Annotated in this window: 12 protein-coding genes; 6 read left to right on the top strand and 6 right to left on the bottom strand. The window is 63.2% G+C overall.

Annotated features, from left to right (window positions below; all coding sequences use genetic code 11):
• The gene (locus tag AB5Y68_RS13535; RefSeq protein ID WP_039040967.1) at positions 1-1,503 is read right to left on the bottom strand and encodes a bifunctional ADP-dependent NAD(P)H-hydrate dehydratase/NAD(P)H-hydrate epimerase; all 1,503 of its coding nucleotides are present in this window, start codon (positions 1,501-1,503) and stop codon (positions 1-3) included.
• A gap of 99 nt (positions 1,504-1,602) precedes the next feature.
• On the opposite strand from AB5Y68_RS13535, the gene queG reads away from it, so the two are divergent.
• Both queG and ppgK read left to right on the top strand, forming a co-directional pair.
• A complete protein-coding gene (gene queG, locus AB5Y68_RS13530) occupies positions 1,603-2,757 on the top strand; it encodes a tRNA epoxyqueuosine(34) reductase QueG (RefSeq protein WP_039040960.1) in 1,155 nt (384 codons plus the stop codon).
• 83 nt (positions 2,758-2,840) lie between these two features.
• Positions 2,841-3,584 (top strand): polyphosphate--glucose phosphotransferase, encoded by a 744-nt coding sequence (ppgK, locus tag AB5Y68_RS13525; protein WP_010673187.1) that lies wholly within the window; start codon positions 2,841-2,843, stop codon positions 3,582-3,584.
• Positions 3,585-3,636: 52 nt separating this feature from the next.
• On the opposite strand, the gene AB5Y68_RS13520 is transcribed toward ppgK, so the two are convergent.
• A complete protein-coding gene (locus AB5Y68_RS13520) occupies positions 3,637-4,092 on the bottom strand; it encodes a hypothetical protein (RefSeq protein ID WP_039040959.1) in 456 nt (151 codons plus the stop codon).
• Positions 4,093-4,563: 471 nt separating this feature from the next.
• Between AB5Y68_RS13520 and metN the strand changes: the two genes are divergently transcribed.
• The 4 genes from metN (at position 4,564) to rfaH (ending at position 7,666) form a co-directional block, all read left to right on the top strand.
• On the top strand, positions 4,564-5,607 hold the full coding sequence (gene metN, locus AB5Y68_RS13515; RefSeq protein WP_039040957.1) for a methionine ABC transporter ATP-binding protein MetN: 1,044 nt from the start codon (positions 4,564-4,566) through the stop codon (positions 5,605-5,607).
• On the top strand, positions 5,588-6,241 hold the full coding sequence (locus AB5Y68_RS13510) for a methionine ABC transporter permease (protein ID WP_029313844.1): 654 nt from the start codon (positions 5,588-5,590) through the stop codon (positions 6,239-6,241). Before metN ends, AB5Y68_RS13510 begins: the two co-directional genes overlap by 20 nt.
• A gap of 26 nt (positions 6,242-6,267) precedes the next feature.
• Positions 6,268-7,068, top strand: a complete 801-nt coding sequence (metQ, locus tag AB5Y68_RS13505) for a methionine ABC transporter substrate-binding lipoprotein MetQ (protein ID WP_010673183.1) — start codon at positions 6,268-6,270, stop codon at positions 7,066-7,068.
• 97 nt (positions 7,069-7,165) lie between these two features.
• Positions 7,166-7,666, top strand: a complete 501-nt coding sequence (gene rfaH, locus AB5Y68_RS13500; protein ID WP_010673182.1) for a transcription/translation regulatory transformer protein RfaH — start codon at positions 7,166-7,168, stop codon at positions 7,664-7,666.
• 167 nt (positions 7,667-7,833) lie between these two features.
• Here the strand turns inward: rfaH and AB5Y68_RS13495 are convergent, their stop codons facing one another.
• From AB5Y68_RS13495 to AB5Y68_RS13480, 4 genes are all read right to left on the bottom strand, one after another.
• Positions 7,834-9,810, bottom strand: a complete 1,977-nt coding sequence (locus AB5Y68_RS13495; protein ID WP_039040956.1) for a methyl-accepting chemotaxis protein — start codon at positions 9,808-9,810, stop codon at positions 7,834-7,836.
• A 37-nt stretch (positions 9,811-9,847) separates the two neighbouring features.
• Positions 9,848-11,059, bottom strand: a complete 1,212-nt coding sequence (locus tag AB5Y68_RS13490; protein ID WP_029313841.1) for an EAL domain-containing protein — start codon at positions 11,057-11,059, stop codon at positions 9,848-9,850.
• Complete coding sequence (locus AB5Y68_RS13485) at positions 11,052-15,326, bottom strand: transporter substrate-binding domain-containing protein (protein ID WP_039040955.1); 4,275 nt, start codon at positions 15,324-15,326, stop codon at positions 11,052-11,054. Before AB5Y68_RS13485 ends, AB5Y68_RS13490 begins: the two co-directional genes overlap by 8 nt.
• Before the next feature lie 144 nt (positions 15,327-15,470).
• On the bottom strand, positions 15,471-15,674 hold the full coding sequence (locus AB5Y68_RS13480; RefSeq protein WP_080768051.1) for a hypothetical protein: 204 nt from the start codon (positions 15,672-15,674) through the stop codon (positions 15,471-15,473).
• Positions 15,675-15,786 lie beyond the last annotated feature (112 nt).

The raw sequence follows: 15,786 nt of genomic DNA, 5'->3' as shown, positions 1-15,786 counted from the left end.
TTACTGTGTCGGATTGACCAGACGACGGATCCAGGGCAGCAGATCCGATGCCAGCATGCCCCTCTCACCCTCGGCGGCGGCCAGATCGGCTGCCTCTGCGTGGATCACGGCCCCGAGTCGGGTGGCCATGCCCGCAGACCAGCCCTGAGCCAGGAGGGCGGCGATTATACCAGACAAGAGGTCACCCATGCCGCCACTGGCCATGCCGGGGTTGCCCTCGTCGCACAGGGAAATGCGCCTGCCGTCGCAGATGAGCGACCCCGCCCCTTTGAGCAACACCACACCACCGTAGCGCTGTTGCAGTCGCGAGACGGCCGCAAACCTGTCCCCCTCGACCTCGGCGATGGAGCAACCCAGCAGGCGAGCCGCCTCCCCGGGGTGGGGCGTGAGCACCCAATTATCCTGATGACGGGGGGCCTGCGCCAGCCAATTCAATCCATCGGCATCCAATACCAGTGGCACGGCGGCTCCGATGCCCTGTTCGAACCGGGCCCGGCCCCACCCATCCTGACCGAGCCCGGGGCCCAGTACCTGCACCGATGCCCACCCTTCATCCATGTCCGACGGGCATCCCATCAGCTCGGGTTGAACCAGGCTGGCCGCCGGGCAATCCGGGTGCTGGCGCAGGCGTACCAATCCCGCCCCCGCCCGCAGACAGGCCTGACCCGCCAGCAGGATGGCCCCCTGCATGCCGAGGTTCCCCCCCGTCAGCAGTACCTTGCCGCTGTGTCCCTTGTGAGCCGAGCGCCTGCGCGGGGTCAGCAACCCCTTGAGGCTGGGATAATCGATCCGCTCGGCAGCGGGAACCCGTTCCTCCCCCGGCGTCACTCCCAGGGGATCCCGATCGAGGTGGCCGACTCCGTCTACCCCGTCGGCGGTGAGCATGCCCTGCTTGATGCCGATGAAGGTGAGGGTGCGGGTGGCACGCACCAGTGCGCCCATGGCGCGGCCGGTGTCGGCATGGAGACCGGAGGGGAGATCCACCGCCAGCACGGGCGCGTTCAAGCCATTGATTGTTGCGACGATCTTTGTCATTGACGAGGAGAGGGGAAGCTGGACGCCGGTACCGAGCAGTGCGTCTATGACCAGATCCGGCGGCGGCAGCGTGGCGGGCAGCAGATCCTCGGCCATGGTCACGCCCCCCCCCGATGCGAGCCACTCTTCGGCAGCCCGCCTGGCATCTCCCCTCAGCAGGCCGGGAGCCCGGGCGGCAATCACCAGAGGTTCGAGGCCGATGCGCCGGGCAAGGCGGGCCAGCACGTAGCCATCCCCACCGTTGTTGCCAGGGCCGACGAAGATCCACCACTGGCGGCTGTCGGGCCAGTGGTGACAGGCATAGTTGCACAGCGCACTCCCAGCCCGCTCCATCAGCACATAGAGGGGCAACCCCTCGTGCTCGGCCCAGCGCCGTTCCATGCTGCGGATCTGCTCGGCCCGCCACAGGGGTTGTGCTAGACTCTCCCACTCATTTTTGCGGATAGCGTCCCCGAACACCTCTACCATGACGGCCCCCACGTTTCATCATCCCATGACCCGGCAACTGGCACGCCATATTGACGCCCTGCGCCTGCCACACTACTGCAGGCAGAGGGGAGATGCTGCATGACGGCTGCCGAACTTGCGCAACTGGCCCACGATATCAAGCTCTGGGCAAGGGAGCTAGGATTTGACCAGGTCGGCATCGCCGACACCGATCTCACCCTGGAAGAGCCAAGGTTGCAGGCCTGGCTGGATGCCGGTTATCACGGCACCATGGACTACATGGCGCGCCACGGCATGATGAGGGCCCGCCCCCACGAGCTGTTGCCGGGCACCTTGCGGGTCATCTCGGTGCGGATGAACTATCTGCCGTTCGAGGCGGGCTTTGCCGCCACCCTGCGCGATCCCACCCTCGGCTACATCAGCCGCTATGCCCTCGGCCGCGACTACCACAAGGTGCTTCGCAACCGGATCAAACAGTTGGGGGAGCGCATCGAGCTGCGGTGCGAAACCCTGTTGCAGGCGACGGGACAAACCCTGGGCGAGTGGCGCCCCTTTGTCGACTCGGCCCCCATTCTGGAACGGCCGCTGGCGGCCAAGGCCGGCCTTGGCTGGGTGGGAAAGCACTCACTGCTGATCAACGAGTCCGCCGGTTCCTTCTTCTTTCTGGGGGAATTGCTCATCGCCCTGCCGCTGCCCGTGGATGCCCCGGTGGAGAAGGAGCTGTGTGGCAAGTGCGTGGCCTGCATCAACATCTGCCCCACCGGTGCCATCATCGCCCCCTATGTGGTGGACGGACGGCGCTGCATCTCCTATCTCACCATCGAGAACGACGGCCCCATTCCCGAGGAGTTCAGGCCGCTCATGGGCAATCGCATCTATGGCTGTGACGACTGCCAGCTCATCTGCCCCTGGAACCGCTATGCCGATGCCAGCCCCGAACCCGATTTCAGTCCCCGTCCCGACCTGCATCGCCCTCCCCTGCTGGTGCTGTGGCGCTGGAGCGAAGCCGAATTTCTCAAGCACACGGAAGGCAGCCCCATCCGCCGCATCGGCTATCATCGCTGGCGCCGCAACCTGGCGGTGGCCCTTGGCAACGGGCCGGCCAGCAGCGAGGTCCTGGCCGCCCTGCAACAGGCGTTGCCTGAGGCGGCGCCCATGGTGGCCGAGCATATCGAGTGGGCGCTGGCGACCCTGGCCAGGCGTCAGCAGGAAGAGAATAAAAAGACGCGATTGCTGATCCGCTGCATCGAAAAAGGTCTGCCGGATCACGCATAAGTGATCTGGCACTTGCCGGATCGCAGCCATTTTTTCATGCTCTGCCGACCATTGAACATCGGCACAATAAAAGGAAGATTCTGATGCAGATGCTGGGAGTAGATATTGGGGGGTCCGGGATCAAGGGCTGCCTGGTCGACACCGAAACCGGGGAGCTGATTGGCGAACGCCACCGCATCGCCACACCGCAACCGGCAACCCCGGCCGCCGTGGCACACACCCTCAAGGCGTTGGTCGAACACTTCCAATGGAAGGGCCCCGTGGGGTGCGGGTTTCCCGCCACCATCCACAACGGCATCGCCAAGAATGCCTCCAACATCGACAAGAGCTGGATTGAGACCGATGCCGCCCACCTGTTTGCCGATGTGACCGGCCTGCCCTGCCATGTCCTGAACGACGCCGATGCGGCCGGTCTGGCGGAGATGCGCTTTGGCACCGGGCAGGATCGCCAGGGGGTCATCATTCTCATCACCGTCGGCACCGGCATCGGTACCGCCGTCTTCGTCAATGGCCAGTTGCTGCCCAATACCGAACTGGGTCACCTGATGCTGGAAGGCATGGTGGCCGAACACTATTGCTCCGATGCGGTGCGCAAGCGCGAGGATCTTTCCTGGGGCCGCTGGGGCAAACGTTTCAACAAATACCTGGCTCGCCTGGAGTTTCTGTTCTCCCCCGACCTCTTCATCCTGGGGGGCGGCAGCGCCGCCAAGCTCGACAAGTTCATCGACAAGATTGAGACCCGGGCTCCCCTGGTGGCGGCCGCGAACCTCAACCAGGCCGGCATCATAGGCGCCGCCCTCTATGGCGCGGCCCGGCAAGGGGGCTGACCGCCAGCAGCATCAGAAGACCCGGCCCGTGCCGGGTCTCTCTCATCCGGGCTCAGAGATCGTCGAGGCGATGAGCACCGTGTACCAGACGGGTCAGGCGGGATTGGGCCATGGAGGCCAGGGCTTTCAGCAGCGCCGCCGTGTCGGGCGTGGGGCACTCCCGGGCCAGACGTTCCAGCTCGCCGATGAGCCTCTCCTCCTGGCGTGACACCAGGGCCACTATCTCCGCGGGCTGGGTTGTGGCGGGCAGCGCCAGACGATCCCCCTCGGCCAGCAGATCCTCGCCAAACCCCTGATCCAGCCAGGTCTCCTTCACCGCGCTGCCCATCTGCTCGCGATAATCGTGCAGATGAGCCGCCGCGGCATCCTCCCGCCCTTGCAGATAGGCCAGCAACATCCTGCTGCGCTCAGCATCCACCCGGGGGATCTGGCGCCCGTAAATGCGCCCTTGCCGATGATGAAGCTCCTCGAGATAGAGCATCAGGTCCTTGATCTGTTGGAATCGCATCTCGCCTCCCTCCTGGCATCCACCTGCAGCCAGTATAGGGAGCTGGCATGTCGACACGGCCACGAACTGGTCATTTATTGTTCTGCATCAAGGAGATGGAAAAGAAAGCAGAAAAAGAGACAGCAGGAGGAAGGGGAAACCGGCAGCGATGCTGCCCGGACAACCGGGCACCTTGCCCGAAGGGAGGCATCAAATCGACGACATAAAAGATATTTACCAGCTTATATTCGGACTAAAGTCACCAAATCGGAATCTAATATTGATGCTGGTGGTGATACCTCCACACCATAGTCAAATGGCGGGAATCCTTATCCATTTTTTAGACGTCTAGACGTAAAAACATGCGTTGACACAGCCATCCGGACATCTTAGCATCATCCTCCATGATGACAGAGCTACCCAGTGAAACCTCTGCCCAATTTACCCGCCTGTAGCGCCCTGTGCTTTAAGGCTGTTAGCACGGAAGAATCCATGATTAAGTTGATCGGTCTCAACAAAGTCTACGGTAAAGGCAGTGATGCCGTGCACGCCCTGCGTGACGTGAGCCTGCATGTGCCCCAAGGCAAGATCTTCGGGGTGATCGGTGCCTCCGGTGCCGGCAAGAGTACCCTCATCCGCTGCGTCAACCTGCTGGAGCGCCCCACCGAGGGGCAGGTCATCGTCGATGGCCAGGACCTGGTCGCCCTCAGCGAGCGGGATCTGACTCAGGCTCGCCGCCAGATCGGCATGATCTTCCAGCACTTCAACCTGCTGGCCTCTCGCACCGTCTCCGCCAACATCGCCTTCCCGCTGGAGCTGGCGGGCTGGAGCAAGGACAAGATCCAGAGCCGGGTCAGCGAACTGCTGGCCCTGGTCGGGCTGGAAGCCCGTGCCCACGCCTATCCGTCCGAGCTCTCCGGCGGGCAGAAGCAGCGCGTCGCCATCGCCCGTGCCCTGGCACCGGCTCCCAAGGTCCTGCTGTGTGACGAGGCAACCTCGGCCCTCGACCCCCAGACCACCCGCTCGATCCTGACCCTGCTCAAGGAGATCAACGTCAAGCTGGGGCTCACCATCCTGCTCATCACCCACGAAATGGACGTGGTGAAGGGGATCTGCGACGAAGTGGCCATCATCAGCGACGGCCGTCTCATTGAGCAGGGGGAAGTGGCCTGGTTCTTCAGCAATGCCAAGACCCAGCTGGCCCGGGATTTCATCCACTCCACCATCCACCTGGAAGTGCCCCAGGAGTATCAGGATCGGATGAGTAGCGACCGGGTGCCCGGCAGCTATCCCCTGGTGAAGCTCGGCTTTACCGGGACCACGGTGGATTCGCCGCTGATTTCCGAGGCGAGCCGCCGTTTCAACATCGACATCAGCATCCTGAGCGCAGACATCGAATACGCCGGTGGCGTCAAGTTCGGCTTCCTGCTGGCGGAACTGTTCGGGGACGAGGCCCAGTGCGAGGCCACCCAGCAGTTCCTCATCGACAACCACATTCAGCTGGAGGTAATGGGTTATGTCCGAAGCAATGATTAATCTGCTGATTTCGGCTCTGGGCGACACCCTCATCATGGTGTTTGCCTCCGCCCTGTTCGGCTGCCTGCTCGGCCTGCCGCTCGGCGTGGCGCTGCACGTGACCAAGGCAGGGCAGATCCTGGCCAATCCGCTGCTCAACAAGGTCTTGGGCGTCATCGTCAACGTCGGTCGCTCGGTGCCCTTCATCATTCTGCTGGTCGCCATCATTCCGTTGACCCGCTTCATCGTCGGCACCAGCATCGGCACCATCGCCGCCATCGTGCCGCTGACCGTGGGCTGCATTCCCTTCATCGCCCGCCTGGTGGAAGGGGCCCTGATGGAGGTGCCTGACGGTCTGCTGGAAGCGGCCAAGGCCATGGGGGCCAAGCCCCTGCAAATCATCGCCAAGGTGCTGCTGCCCGAGGCCCTGCCGGGGATCCTCAACAGCGTCATCATCACCCTCGTCACCCTGGTGAACTACTCCGCCATGGCTGGTGCCATCGGAGGCGGTGGTCTCGGTGATGTGGGTATTCGCTACGGCTACCAGCGTTTCGATCCCACCGTCATGCTGGTCACCGTGGTCATTCTGGTGGTGCTGGTTCAACTCATCCAGAGCGCGGGTGAGCGCCTGGTCAAACAATGTGATCATCGTTAATCGTCGATTTCTGACAGGAGGTTTTTATGAAATTGGGCATCAAATCCGCAGCAGCTGCGCTGCTGGCAACCCTGGTACTGGTCGGCTGCGGCCAGAAAGAAGAGAACAAGACCCTGAAGGTGGGCGCCATCGCCGGTCCCGAGACCGAGCTGGTTGAGACCGCGGCCAAGGTGGCCAAGGAAAAATACGGCCTGACCGTCGAAGTGGTCACCTTCTCCGACTACGTCACCCCGAACGTGGCCCTGAACGACGGCAGCGTCGACGTCAACGCCTTCCAGCACAAGCCCTACCTGGATGCCCAGATCCGTGATCGCGGCTTCAAGCTGGTGCCGGTCGGCAACACCTTCGTCTACCCGATCGCCGGTTACTCCAAGAAGGTCAAGGCCCTGTCCGAGCTGAAAGACGGTGCCCAGATCGCGGTGCCGAACGATCCGACCAACCTGGGCCGTTCCCTGATCCTGCTGGAGAAGCAGGGCCTGCTGAAGCTGAAAGAGGGTGCCGGTCTGGAAGCGACCGTGCTGGACATCGCCAGCAACCCGCGCAACTTCAAGATCGTCGAGCTGGAAGCCGCACAACTGCCGCGCTCCCTGGAAGACGTGGATCTGGCCATCATCAACAACACCTTCGCCGGTCAGATTGGTCTGACCCCGACCGAGAATGGCCTGTTTGTCGAAGACAAGGAGTCCCCCTACGTCAACCTGATCGTTGCTCGCGAGAACAACAAGGACGACGAGAAGGTCAAGGAGTTCGTCCAGTCCTTCCAGACCGACGAGGTCTTCAAGAAGGGGACCGAGCTGTTCAAGGGCGGTCTGGTGAAAGGTTGGTAATCACTCACTCTGGAAAAAAGGCCACGTCAAGCGTGGCCTTTTTTTTTACCCCCGTTATCATAGCCAGAAGCACGGCAACACGAAAAACAGAACAACAATGAAGAAATGGTATCTGGCCTACTGCAAACCCAAGGAAGAGGCCCGCGCCCGCGCCCATCTGGCAGCCCAGGGCGTTGAATCCTATTACCCCATGGTCGAGATTGAAAAACTGCGGCGAGGCAAGCGCGTGCCCCAGCGCGAGCCCATGTTCCCCAACTACCTCTTCATCTACGTGGATCTGGAAGAGGTCACACCGGTCACCCTGAAATCGACCCGGGGCATCAGTCGCATCATCCACTTCGGCAAGGAGTGGACCCCCGTCAGCAGCCAGCTGATCTACCGGCTCATGAGCCGGGACGACAGCGACGAGGCGCGCGCCAGCTATGCCCGTCTACCGACCCAGGGAGACAAGGTACTTATCGAATCCGGCCCCCTCGCCGGGTTTGAAGCCATCTATCTGGAGCCGGATGGCGAAAAGCGGGCCATCCTGCTGGTCAACCTGCTCAACCAGGAGACCTGCAGCAGCTTCGAAAACCAGGCCTTCCGCCGCCTGGAGTGACCTGTCCTGCCGGCAGAAAGAGCCACAGGGAAGTACACAAGACACCATCCCCCTGCTTCCGAACGGTCAGGACCGCACCTGCGTCGTGCATTCTTCCACCACCAGGTTGTCGGGCCGAAAAAAACGGGGCAGACCCAGAGGTCTGCCCCGTTTCTCTCTCCCTTGCGTCAGGCATCCAGTTCGAATCGGCTGATGGCCGATGTCAGTCTCCCCGTCTCCCGGGTCAGGCGGGCGGCGATCTGCTCCCCCTGCTGGCCATGCTCGCTGGACTGATGGCTGAGCCCGGCAATCTCCTCCACCGTGCCCGCCACCTCCTGCGCCGCCCTTGACTGCTGCTCGGTGGCGGTGGCGATGGCGGCAAGCTGGCCGCTGAGATCCTGCACCAGCGTCGCCATCGACTCCAGGGTCTCGGTCACCGAGGCCACGGCACCGCGCCCCTGCTCCACCAGCAGGGTACCGCTGCCCACGGTATCCGCGGTCTCCCGGGTCTGCTGCTGGATGCTGGCAATGGTCTGGTTGATCTCCATGGTCGATGCGCTGGTGCGGCTGGCCAACTGCCTCACTTCATCGGCCACCACGGCAAATCCCCGTCCCTGCTCACCGGCCCGCGCCGCCTCGATGGCCGCATTGAGTGCCAGCAGATTGGTCTGCTCGGCGATGGTGGCGATCACTTCGGTGACCCTCCCCACCTGCTCGCTCTGGCTGCTGAGCTGCGTCATCGCCTGGTTTGCCTGGGCAATCATGGCACCAATCTGCGCCATGGTGGTCCCCATGCGGGCGAGGGCCTGCTCCCCCTCCCTTGCCTGTTGCTCGGTCTGGCGAGCCGCTCCCGCCGCGTCCGCAATGTTGCCCGCCACATCCCGGGTACTGACCGACATCTGCTCGATGGCGGCTGCCACCGCATCGAGCCGCTGATTCTGGCTCGCCAGATCATCCACGATGGCATTGGTGGTCTGGCCCACCTCGCGGCCAGCCCCTTCCACCTGACCGACCGCCCCCTGGATCTCCCCCACCAGCTCGCGCAACTGTGCCGACATCCGGTTGATGGAGCCCGTGAGCCCTCCCAGCTCATCCTGACGAAGCACGGGCAAGGGGGTGACGGGGAGGCGGCCATCGGCCACCAGGCCCGCCCGTTTCACCAGGCTGGCGATGTCCCGGGTCAGGCGCCGGCTGAACAGCAGGGCCACCAGGGTGCCCAGCAGGATGACGCTGGTGGTGGCCAGCAGCAGGGTGCGGTGAATGGTCTGACTGGCGGCCGCCATCTCCCCCGCCATCTTGTCCACCTCGGCACGGGTATGGGTCACCTGGGTCGCCAGCTGATCCGCCAGCCGGGTCAGGGCGGGCTCTATCTCGGTGGCCATCAGGTGGTTGGCCCTGTCCCAGTCCGGAGCCTGGCGCTTCTCGATCACCTGACCGACCAGCTCTGCAAAGGGGGCTGACATCTCTTCAAAGAGCGTCCAGAGCCCCTTTTGTGCCTCGGTGAAGTTGGCCTCTTGCTGTTTCAGCTCGGCCACCCGCTGCTGGTGGAACTGGTAGTAGTCCCGGTACTTGTCCAGGTACTCCTTCTCCCCCGAGATGAGGAAATCCCGCAGGGCGGAGAGCGCATTGCCCAGGCTGTTGTAGGCATCCCCCACCTGCTTGAGCAGCAGGCGCCTGTCACCGGGCAACGTCGCCTGGGGCGTCGCCACCTCTTCATTGGCAAAAGACTGCAACTGATCGAGGGCCGATTCCGCCAGGGGGCCGGCCTCCAGCAGCATCAGGGTGTGGGCGGGCAGGTTCTCTTCGGTGTGAGCCAGGGCCCACACCTGTGACTGTGCCCCCTTGAAATCCTTGAGTGCCCGGGTCAGGTCGGGGGTGAAACGCTGGCGATCGATGGCGTGCCAGGCCTCTTCCCACTCCTGCTTGATGCGATCACCCTGTGCCGGATCCTTGCCGAGGATGAGATAGGCCCGCAGGGATGAAACGGTGGCAATCAGGGCTTTCTGGCTCGCCTCGTCCCGCTGCAGGGCGGGCAGGGCCTGGGCCAGCAAGGCATCTTGCGAGCCTTCGATCCGGCCGAGCTGATGATAGACAAGGGCGGAGGAGAGAATGATGAGCAGGTTGATAAAACAGAAGCTCAACAACAACTTGCTTGATATTTTCATGGCCATCCTTGGAATTCGTCGGGCATCCTGCCCGGGATTAGCGTCTGATGAGCGCGGGCAAACGAGCCTGCCAACCCTGATGCCATCCCAGCAGCTCCTCACGGGGCATGGGACGGGCGGAGAAGAAGCCCTGGCATTGATCGCACCCCAGCTTCGCCAGCAATTGCCAGGTCGCCTCATCTTCGACCCCCTCGGCCACCGATTTCAAGCCCAACTTGCGAGCCAGCTCGATGCTGGACTCGATGATGGCTAGGCGAGAGGGATCTTCATAGCAGCGATCCACGAAGGATCTGTCCAGTTTCAACTCGGTAAAGGGGAGCAGGGCGAGCTGCTGCATGGAGGAGTAGCCGGTCCCGAAATCATCGATGGAGAGACCAAAACCGTGCATCCGCAAGCGGGTCAGCACCTCCAGCGACTTGCCGAGATCCTTGACGAAGGCGCTCTCGGTCACTTCGAGGGTGATGAGCTCGGGGTTGATGCTCCAGCGCTGGCAGTGGCTGAGCAGGGTGTTGCACAGATCCCCCTCGATGAGGGAGGTGGTGGAGAGGTTCATCGACAGGTTCAAGGAGAGCCCGGTCTTCTCCCACAGGTGGCCGTCCCGCAGCGCCTTGCCGATGATCACCTCGGTGAGCGGGTCGATGAGCCCGTTGTGCTCCGCCAGCGGGATGAAACGGGCCGGCGAGATAAGGCCATATTCGGGGTGCTGCCAGCGGGCAAGCGCCTCCATGCCGAGCCACTCCCCGTTGTGAAAACCCACCTTGGGTTGATACCAGGGCAGCAACTGGTCCTGATCCAGCGCCCGGCGCAGCTCATCCAGGGTCAGGTGATAACCATCCTCTTCCTGGCTGCGCACCTGCTGGGGCCGCCAGGCACCGATGAGCTGCGCGATCTGCTGGGGAGACGCGGGTTTCTCGATGCGCCCCAGCACCTGCAGGCCATAGGCCCGGCTCATGCGCAGCACGGCATCGACCACGTCATCCTCCAGGGCGCTGCACAGCACGATGCCGCCGCGGAACCCGCCAAGGGAGAGGCGGCGCAGCAGCGCCATGCCATCCATGCCCGGCATGCGCAGATCGCAGAACAGGATGTCGACCCTGTGGTGCTGGCACTGTGCCAGCGCCTCCTCCCCGTCCTGCGCCTCCAGCAGGTTGCCGTAGCCCAGCCCGCGGATCTGGTGCATCAGGGCCTTGCGCTGGAAGTTGTGATCCTCCACCACCATGATCGCCAACTCATGCCGTGCGCTATTCATCGAGCCATAACCCCGTTTCACCTCTGATAGAGTCCATCAATGCCTGTACCGCCCTGGCCAGGTCATCGAGCTTGTCCAGTTGTTTCAATCTGGCCGCCGCCTCCAGCCGGGCCGCCTCCTCTGCCAATGCCTGCTGTCCTACCATGCGCGCGGCTCCCTTGATGCGATGTGCCGTCTCCACCAGCGCCTGGGTATCCTGGCTGGCCAGCGCCAGCCTCATGTCCTCGCCATCCTGCTCGTTGGCTTCCAGGTATTCGCTGGCCATGCTGCGTGCCACCGCCTCATCCCCGAACAGGGTCAACCAGCTTATGCCTGGCAGCTGAACCCTGGCTTGCCGGGGCGCCTCCGAGGCGAGCTGTTCTTCCTGAGTCGGCAGCCAGCGCCCCAGGGTCTGGCTCAGGGCATCCAGGCTGTAGGGCTTGAACAGCATGTCGTTCATGCCGGCATCACGCATCTGCTGGCTCGCCTCCTCAGAGGTATCGGCCGTCACCCCGATAATGGGAGCACTGTCCCCGGCATCCCGCAAGGCTCGAGTGAGGGCATAGCCATCCATCACCGGCATGTGGCAGTCGGTCAGCAGCAGGGCGAAGTCCTGTCCCTGCCAGGCGCGCAGCGCCTCCTCGCCATCTTCCACCACCTCGGATTCGAGCCCCAGGATAGCGAGCTGCCTCGTCAGCAATGCCCGGTTGACGGGGTGATCATCGGCCACCAGCACCCGCCCCCTGAGCTTCTCCCCCTCCATCCCCATCGACTGGCTCGCCTGCTGGTTGAACAGTGACTGGCAGGTTTCCAGCAACAGATCGGGGTAGAGGGGCGATTGTCCCAGTCGCCACCAGGCGTTGCCCCCCATTCGCCCCCGCAGGGCCTCATGGGGAGAGAGTACTATGCCCTTGAGGTTCGAACGCTGCAAACAGGCCAGCCAGTCACTGCCAAGGGCCTGTTCCAGGTGATTCTCCTGCGCCAGCAGATGCCCCTCGAGGGGCTGCTGCCAATGGTGTGCCTCCATGCGAACCAGTCTGGCGCCCAGCCTGGCCATCACCGATTCCAGCCCCTCATCCTCCCCAAACCACCACCATACCTGACCGGTCAGGGGCGGCGCTTCCCACTGGCACTCGGCCAGGGGCAGCGTGAAGGTCACGCAGGTGCCCATTCCGGGGGTACTTTCCAGGGTCAGGCTCCCCCCCATTTTCTGGGTGAGTTGATGACAGATGGCAAGCCCGAGCCCGGTGCCGCCAAACCGGCGGTTGGTGTCGGACTCCACCTGCTTGAACGGGATGAAGAGGGTGCGCTGCTGCTCCAGGGCGATGCCTATCCCGGTATCCCGGACCCGGAAGGCCATCCGGTCGTCTTCATAATCCACCTGGATGGCGATCGCCCCCGCCTCGGTGAACTTCACCGCGTTGTTCAACAGATTGGAGATCACCTGCCCCACCCTGATCCCGTCGATGCAGGCCAGATCCGGCACCGTCTTCCCCCACCGCAGCGTCACAATGAGTCCCTTGCCATAGGCCAGGGCCGCATGTCCCCGGATGACATCGCAAATCACCGAGGTCAGGCGGCAGTGATGGGGATGCAGTTGCAACTGCCCGGCTTCCATCTTGGAGAAGTCCAGGATGTCGTTCACCAGATAGAGCAGATGGTTGGTGGAGGTCGAGATATTGCGCAACATGTAGCGCTGATCGTCGTCCAGCGCGCTCATTTGCAGCAGCTCCAGCATGCCGTGCATGCCGGAGATGGGAGTGCGAAGCTCATGACTCATGGTGGCGAGGAAGCGGCTGCGCGCCTGGGTCGCCTCCTCCGCCACCCGCCTGGCCTGGCGCAGCTCCAGCTCCTGGCGCTTGAGCTTGGTGATGTCCTGCACCACGCCGTTCAATATGACCCCTTCAAGCCCCTCCTGGTGAACGAAGTGACCACGGATCTGCAAATAGCCCGCCTCCCCCTGGCGCCGGATCTCCACCTCGAGATCCAGCGGCTGCATGCTCAGGGCATGACGATCCACCGTGGCCACGAAGTCCTGGTGCGCCTTGCCTGTCAGCCCCAGGATGGAGGCACCGGTGACCGCCATGCCGACCAGGTCCTCTTCCACCCCCACCATCTCCCTGACCCCTTGCGAGGTGTAGAGGAAGTGCCCCTTGCCCGGCCCAAGCCAGTGATACTGATAGACCAGACCCGGCATGCTGTCGGTGATCTGGGTCAGCCGGGTCTGCGCCTCCTGGGCCGCAAACCGCGCCTGCTCCAGCTCGGTCACGTCGGTCAGCACGGTCAGGATCCCGAGCCGCTTGTCATCGGGCCCCGCAAAGAGCCGCTTGGTGTAGATCATCTGGTGCAGGCGATCGTCATCAAACCGGATCTCGCCCCGTCCATGAAGCTCCTCTCCGCTCTCCCAGACGCTGGCATCCTCCTCCATCACCCTGGCACGGATCGACTCGGGCAATCGATCCTGGAGCAACCGCTCATAGGAGCCCGTCAGGTTCTCCCCGCCGAGGAACATCTGCCGATACGCCCGGTTCGTCATTGCCACTTCATAGCGCTCGTTGGTCAGCACCACCTGGTTGGGCAGGGCATCCAGCATCATCTGGACAAACACCAGCTGCTCCTCGAGCCGCCGCTCGGCCTCCCGCCGCTGGCTGATCTGGCGGCGCAACGTCCGGTTCCAGCCCATGAACAGCAAGAGGCAGAGCAGGAAGATGCCGCCACCGAGGGAGGACCAGAGCAGCACCGTCTTCGGATCCAGTCCCGTCTGTATGGTCAGGGAGAGCCACTTTTTCTCCAGGGCGGAGAGCTCGTCGGGGGGAATGGCGATCAACACCTTGGTGAGGATCTGCTGCAGCATGGGGTCCTGCAACTGGGTCGCCATGGCGATGGGTACCCGCAGGTCGCTGCCGGAGAAGACCACCTGGTAGCGGTCGCTGAATCCCTTTTGCAGCGACTGCTCCAGGGTGGTGGTGCTCATCAGCACATAGTCGACCTTCTGCTGGTCCAGCAGGGGCAGCAATTCGGCATCGCTGGCCACCGGCACGGCGATGGCCCCCACCTCGTTCAGCAAGACCTGCTCCACCGAGCCCCCCACCATGCCCACCCTGTGCCCTTTCAGTGCCCTGGCGGCGGTGAGCTCGGCCATCCCCTGCCTCGCCACGACCACCCGGTTGATCGACGCGTAGTTGGGGGTAAACCGGGCAAACTGCTGACGCTCCGCGGTGGGAGTCATGGCCGGGATGAGATCCAGCTTGCGATCCTGGAAGAGCGCCATGCTCTGGGCCCAGCTCCGGGTCGGCACCAGGGTGAACTGGAGCCCGGCACGCTGGCTCATCAGTGTCAGCAGATCGGCAATGAGCCCCTTGAGCCGCCCCCTGTCGTCCACCTCGCTCATCCCGGGCCAATCCGGAGCAACCCCGTAGCGGATGACCGGATGTGCTTGCAACCACGCCTGCTCCCGCGGATTGAAGACGATCTCCCTGCTCCTTTTCACCAGGGCGTAGTCGACGATGCCGCCCTCCTCCAGGATGCGGCGCCGCTCCAGCACAGAGATGTCGTCGAGGGCCCGGTTCAGCAGTCCCAGCAGGGGCTCCTGGCCTGGCGCGACCGCCATGGAGAGCGAGGTGTCTCTCATCCAGTCCACCGTGGTCAGCGTCATGCCCGCCATGGCTTGCAGCCTGTTCAGCATGGGCAGCTCGGCCAGATAGGCATCCGCCTTGCCCTCCTTGAGCATGAAGATCGCCTCGTCCCGGCTGTCGGCCGTGATCAGGTTCGAGATCCCCAGGCGCAGCAGCTCATCGCAGGCGCTGACACCGAAGACGCAGACCCAGCGCACCCCATAGGCCTCCTCCAGGGAGAGGCTCTCCCGTCCCCCCGTCAACAGCACGGCCCGGGGCAGTGCCATCAGCTCGGAGGTAAATTGCATCTGCAGGGTGCGGGTCGGGCTCGGAGCCACCCCGATCAACATGTCGACCTTGCCATCCAGCAAGGCCTGCTGGACCGCCGCATTGTTGGCATAGGCACGGTAGCGAAGGCTCACCCCCAGCCTGGCTGCAATCTGGGAGGCGAACTCATCCAGGGGGCCGGTGAAGTTGCCGCGCCCATCGGTATAGACATAGGGTGGCCAGGCCGCCGAAGGCATGCCGACGACCAGTTCATCATGGGTGGCAAGCCAGTGCAGTTCGTCCAGGGTGAAGTTGCTCTGGTCCAGTTGCGCCGGCGCAGCCGCAACCATCAGGCTCCAGAAAGCCAGACCACATAGCAGGATGAGACGACAGCAGCGGCGGAACATTATCAACTCCCATACGAAACGGAGGGGGATCATAGAGTGTTTGGCGCAATGTGCGACAACTAAATTGAGACAATGCTCATCAGGAAAGAAAAATGGCAGGCCCAGGCCTGCCATCCACTAGGTCGGGGGCCATGCCCCCTCCCATCAGGTTATTCGGTTCCCGAGCCGGAAACCGGTTTGAAACTCCCGCTCACGGATGTGGGCGATCTGCACATTTTGCCCTTCCAGCCCGATGTCTTTGAGCAGGGCTGGCGAAAGGTGCAGGTAGCTGACGCGACGCTCCAGCCGGGTGATCCTTTTTTGAACCAGGGTCTCTACGTGGCGCAGCAGGGCGAGTTCGATAGACATAATATTCTCCAGTTGAACGTGCGGTTCCCCCGGAGAGAGGTGATCACCCTGCGGGACAACCGCGGGTGATGAAAAAAGCAGGTGTTACCTGTCCCCTCCACGCGGCAAATAA

The organism is Aeromonas sp. R6-1 (assembly GCF_040908165.1).
GTDB lineage: Bacteria > Pseudomonadota > Gammaproteobacteria > Enterobacterales > Aeromonadaceae > Aeromonas > Aeromonas caviae.
The sequence above is the reverse complement of the archived record's forward strand: the minus strand, read 5'-3'. Positions and strand labels throughout refer to the sequence as shown.

Excerpts from the sequence above, each read along its gene's own strand:
- rfaH (WP_010673182.1), top strand. The coding sequence starts at position 7,166 with ATGAAGAAATGGTATCTGGCCTACTGCAAACCCAAGGAAGAGGCCCGC.
- AB5Y68_RS13535 (WP_039040967.1), bottom strand. The coding sequence starts at position 1,503 with ATGGTAGAGGTGTTCGGGGACGCTATCCGCAAAAATGAGTGGGAGAGT.
- AB5Y68_RS13520 (WP_039040959.1), bottom strand. The coding sequence starts at position 4,092 with ATGCGATTCCAACAGATCAAGGACCTGATGCTCTATCTCGAGGAGCTT.
- AB5Y68_RS13495 (WP_039040956.1), bottom strand. The coding sequence starts at position 9,810 with ATGAAAATATCAAGCAAGTTGTTGTTGAGCTTCTGTTTTATCAACCTG.
- metN (WP_039040957.1), top strand. The coding sequence starts at position 4,564 with ATGATTAAGTTGATCGGTCTCAACAAAGTCTACGGTAAAGGCAGTGAT.
- queG (WP_039040960.1), top strand. The coding sequence starts at position 1,603 with ATGACGGCTGCCGAACTTGCGCAACTGGCCCACGATATCAAGCTCTGG.
- AB5Y68_RS13490 (WP_029313841.1), bottom strand. The coding sequence starts at position 11,059 with ATGAATAGCGCACGGCATGAGTTGGCGATCATGGTGGTGGAGGATCAC.
- AB5Y68_RS13510 (WP_029313844.1), top strand. The coding sequence starts at position 5,588 with ATGTCCGAAGCAATGATTAATCTGCTGATTTCGGCTCTGGGCGACACC.
- AB5Y68_RS13485 (WP_039040955.1), bottom strand. The coding sequence starts at position 15,326 with ATGTTCCGCCGCTGCTGTCGTCTCATCCTGCTATGTGGTCTGGCTTTC.
- metQ (WP_010673183.1), top strand. The coding sequence starts at position 6,268 with ATGAAATTGGGCATCAAATCCGCAGCAGCTGCGCTGCTGGCAACCCTG.
- ppgK (WP_010673187.1), top strand. The coding sequence starts at position 2,841 with ATGCAGATGCTGGGAGTAGATATTGGGGGGTCCGGGATCAAGGGCTGC.
- AB5Y68_RS13480 (WP_080768051.1), bottom strand. The coding sequence starts at position 15,674 with ATGTCTATCGAACTCGCCCTGCTGCGCCACGTAGAGACCCTGGTTCAA.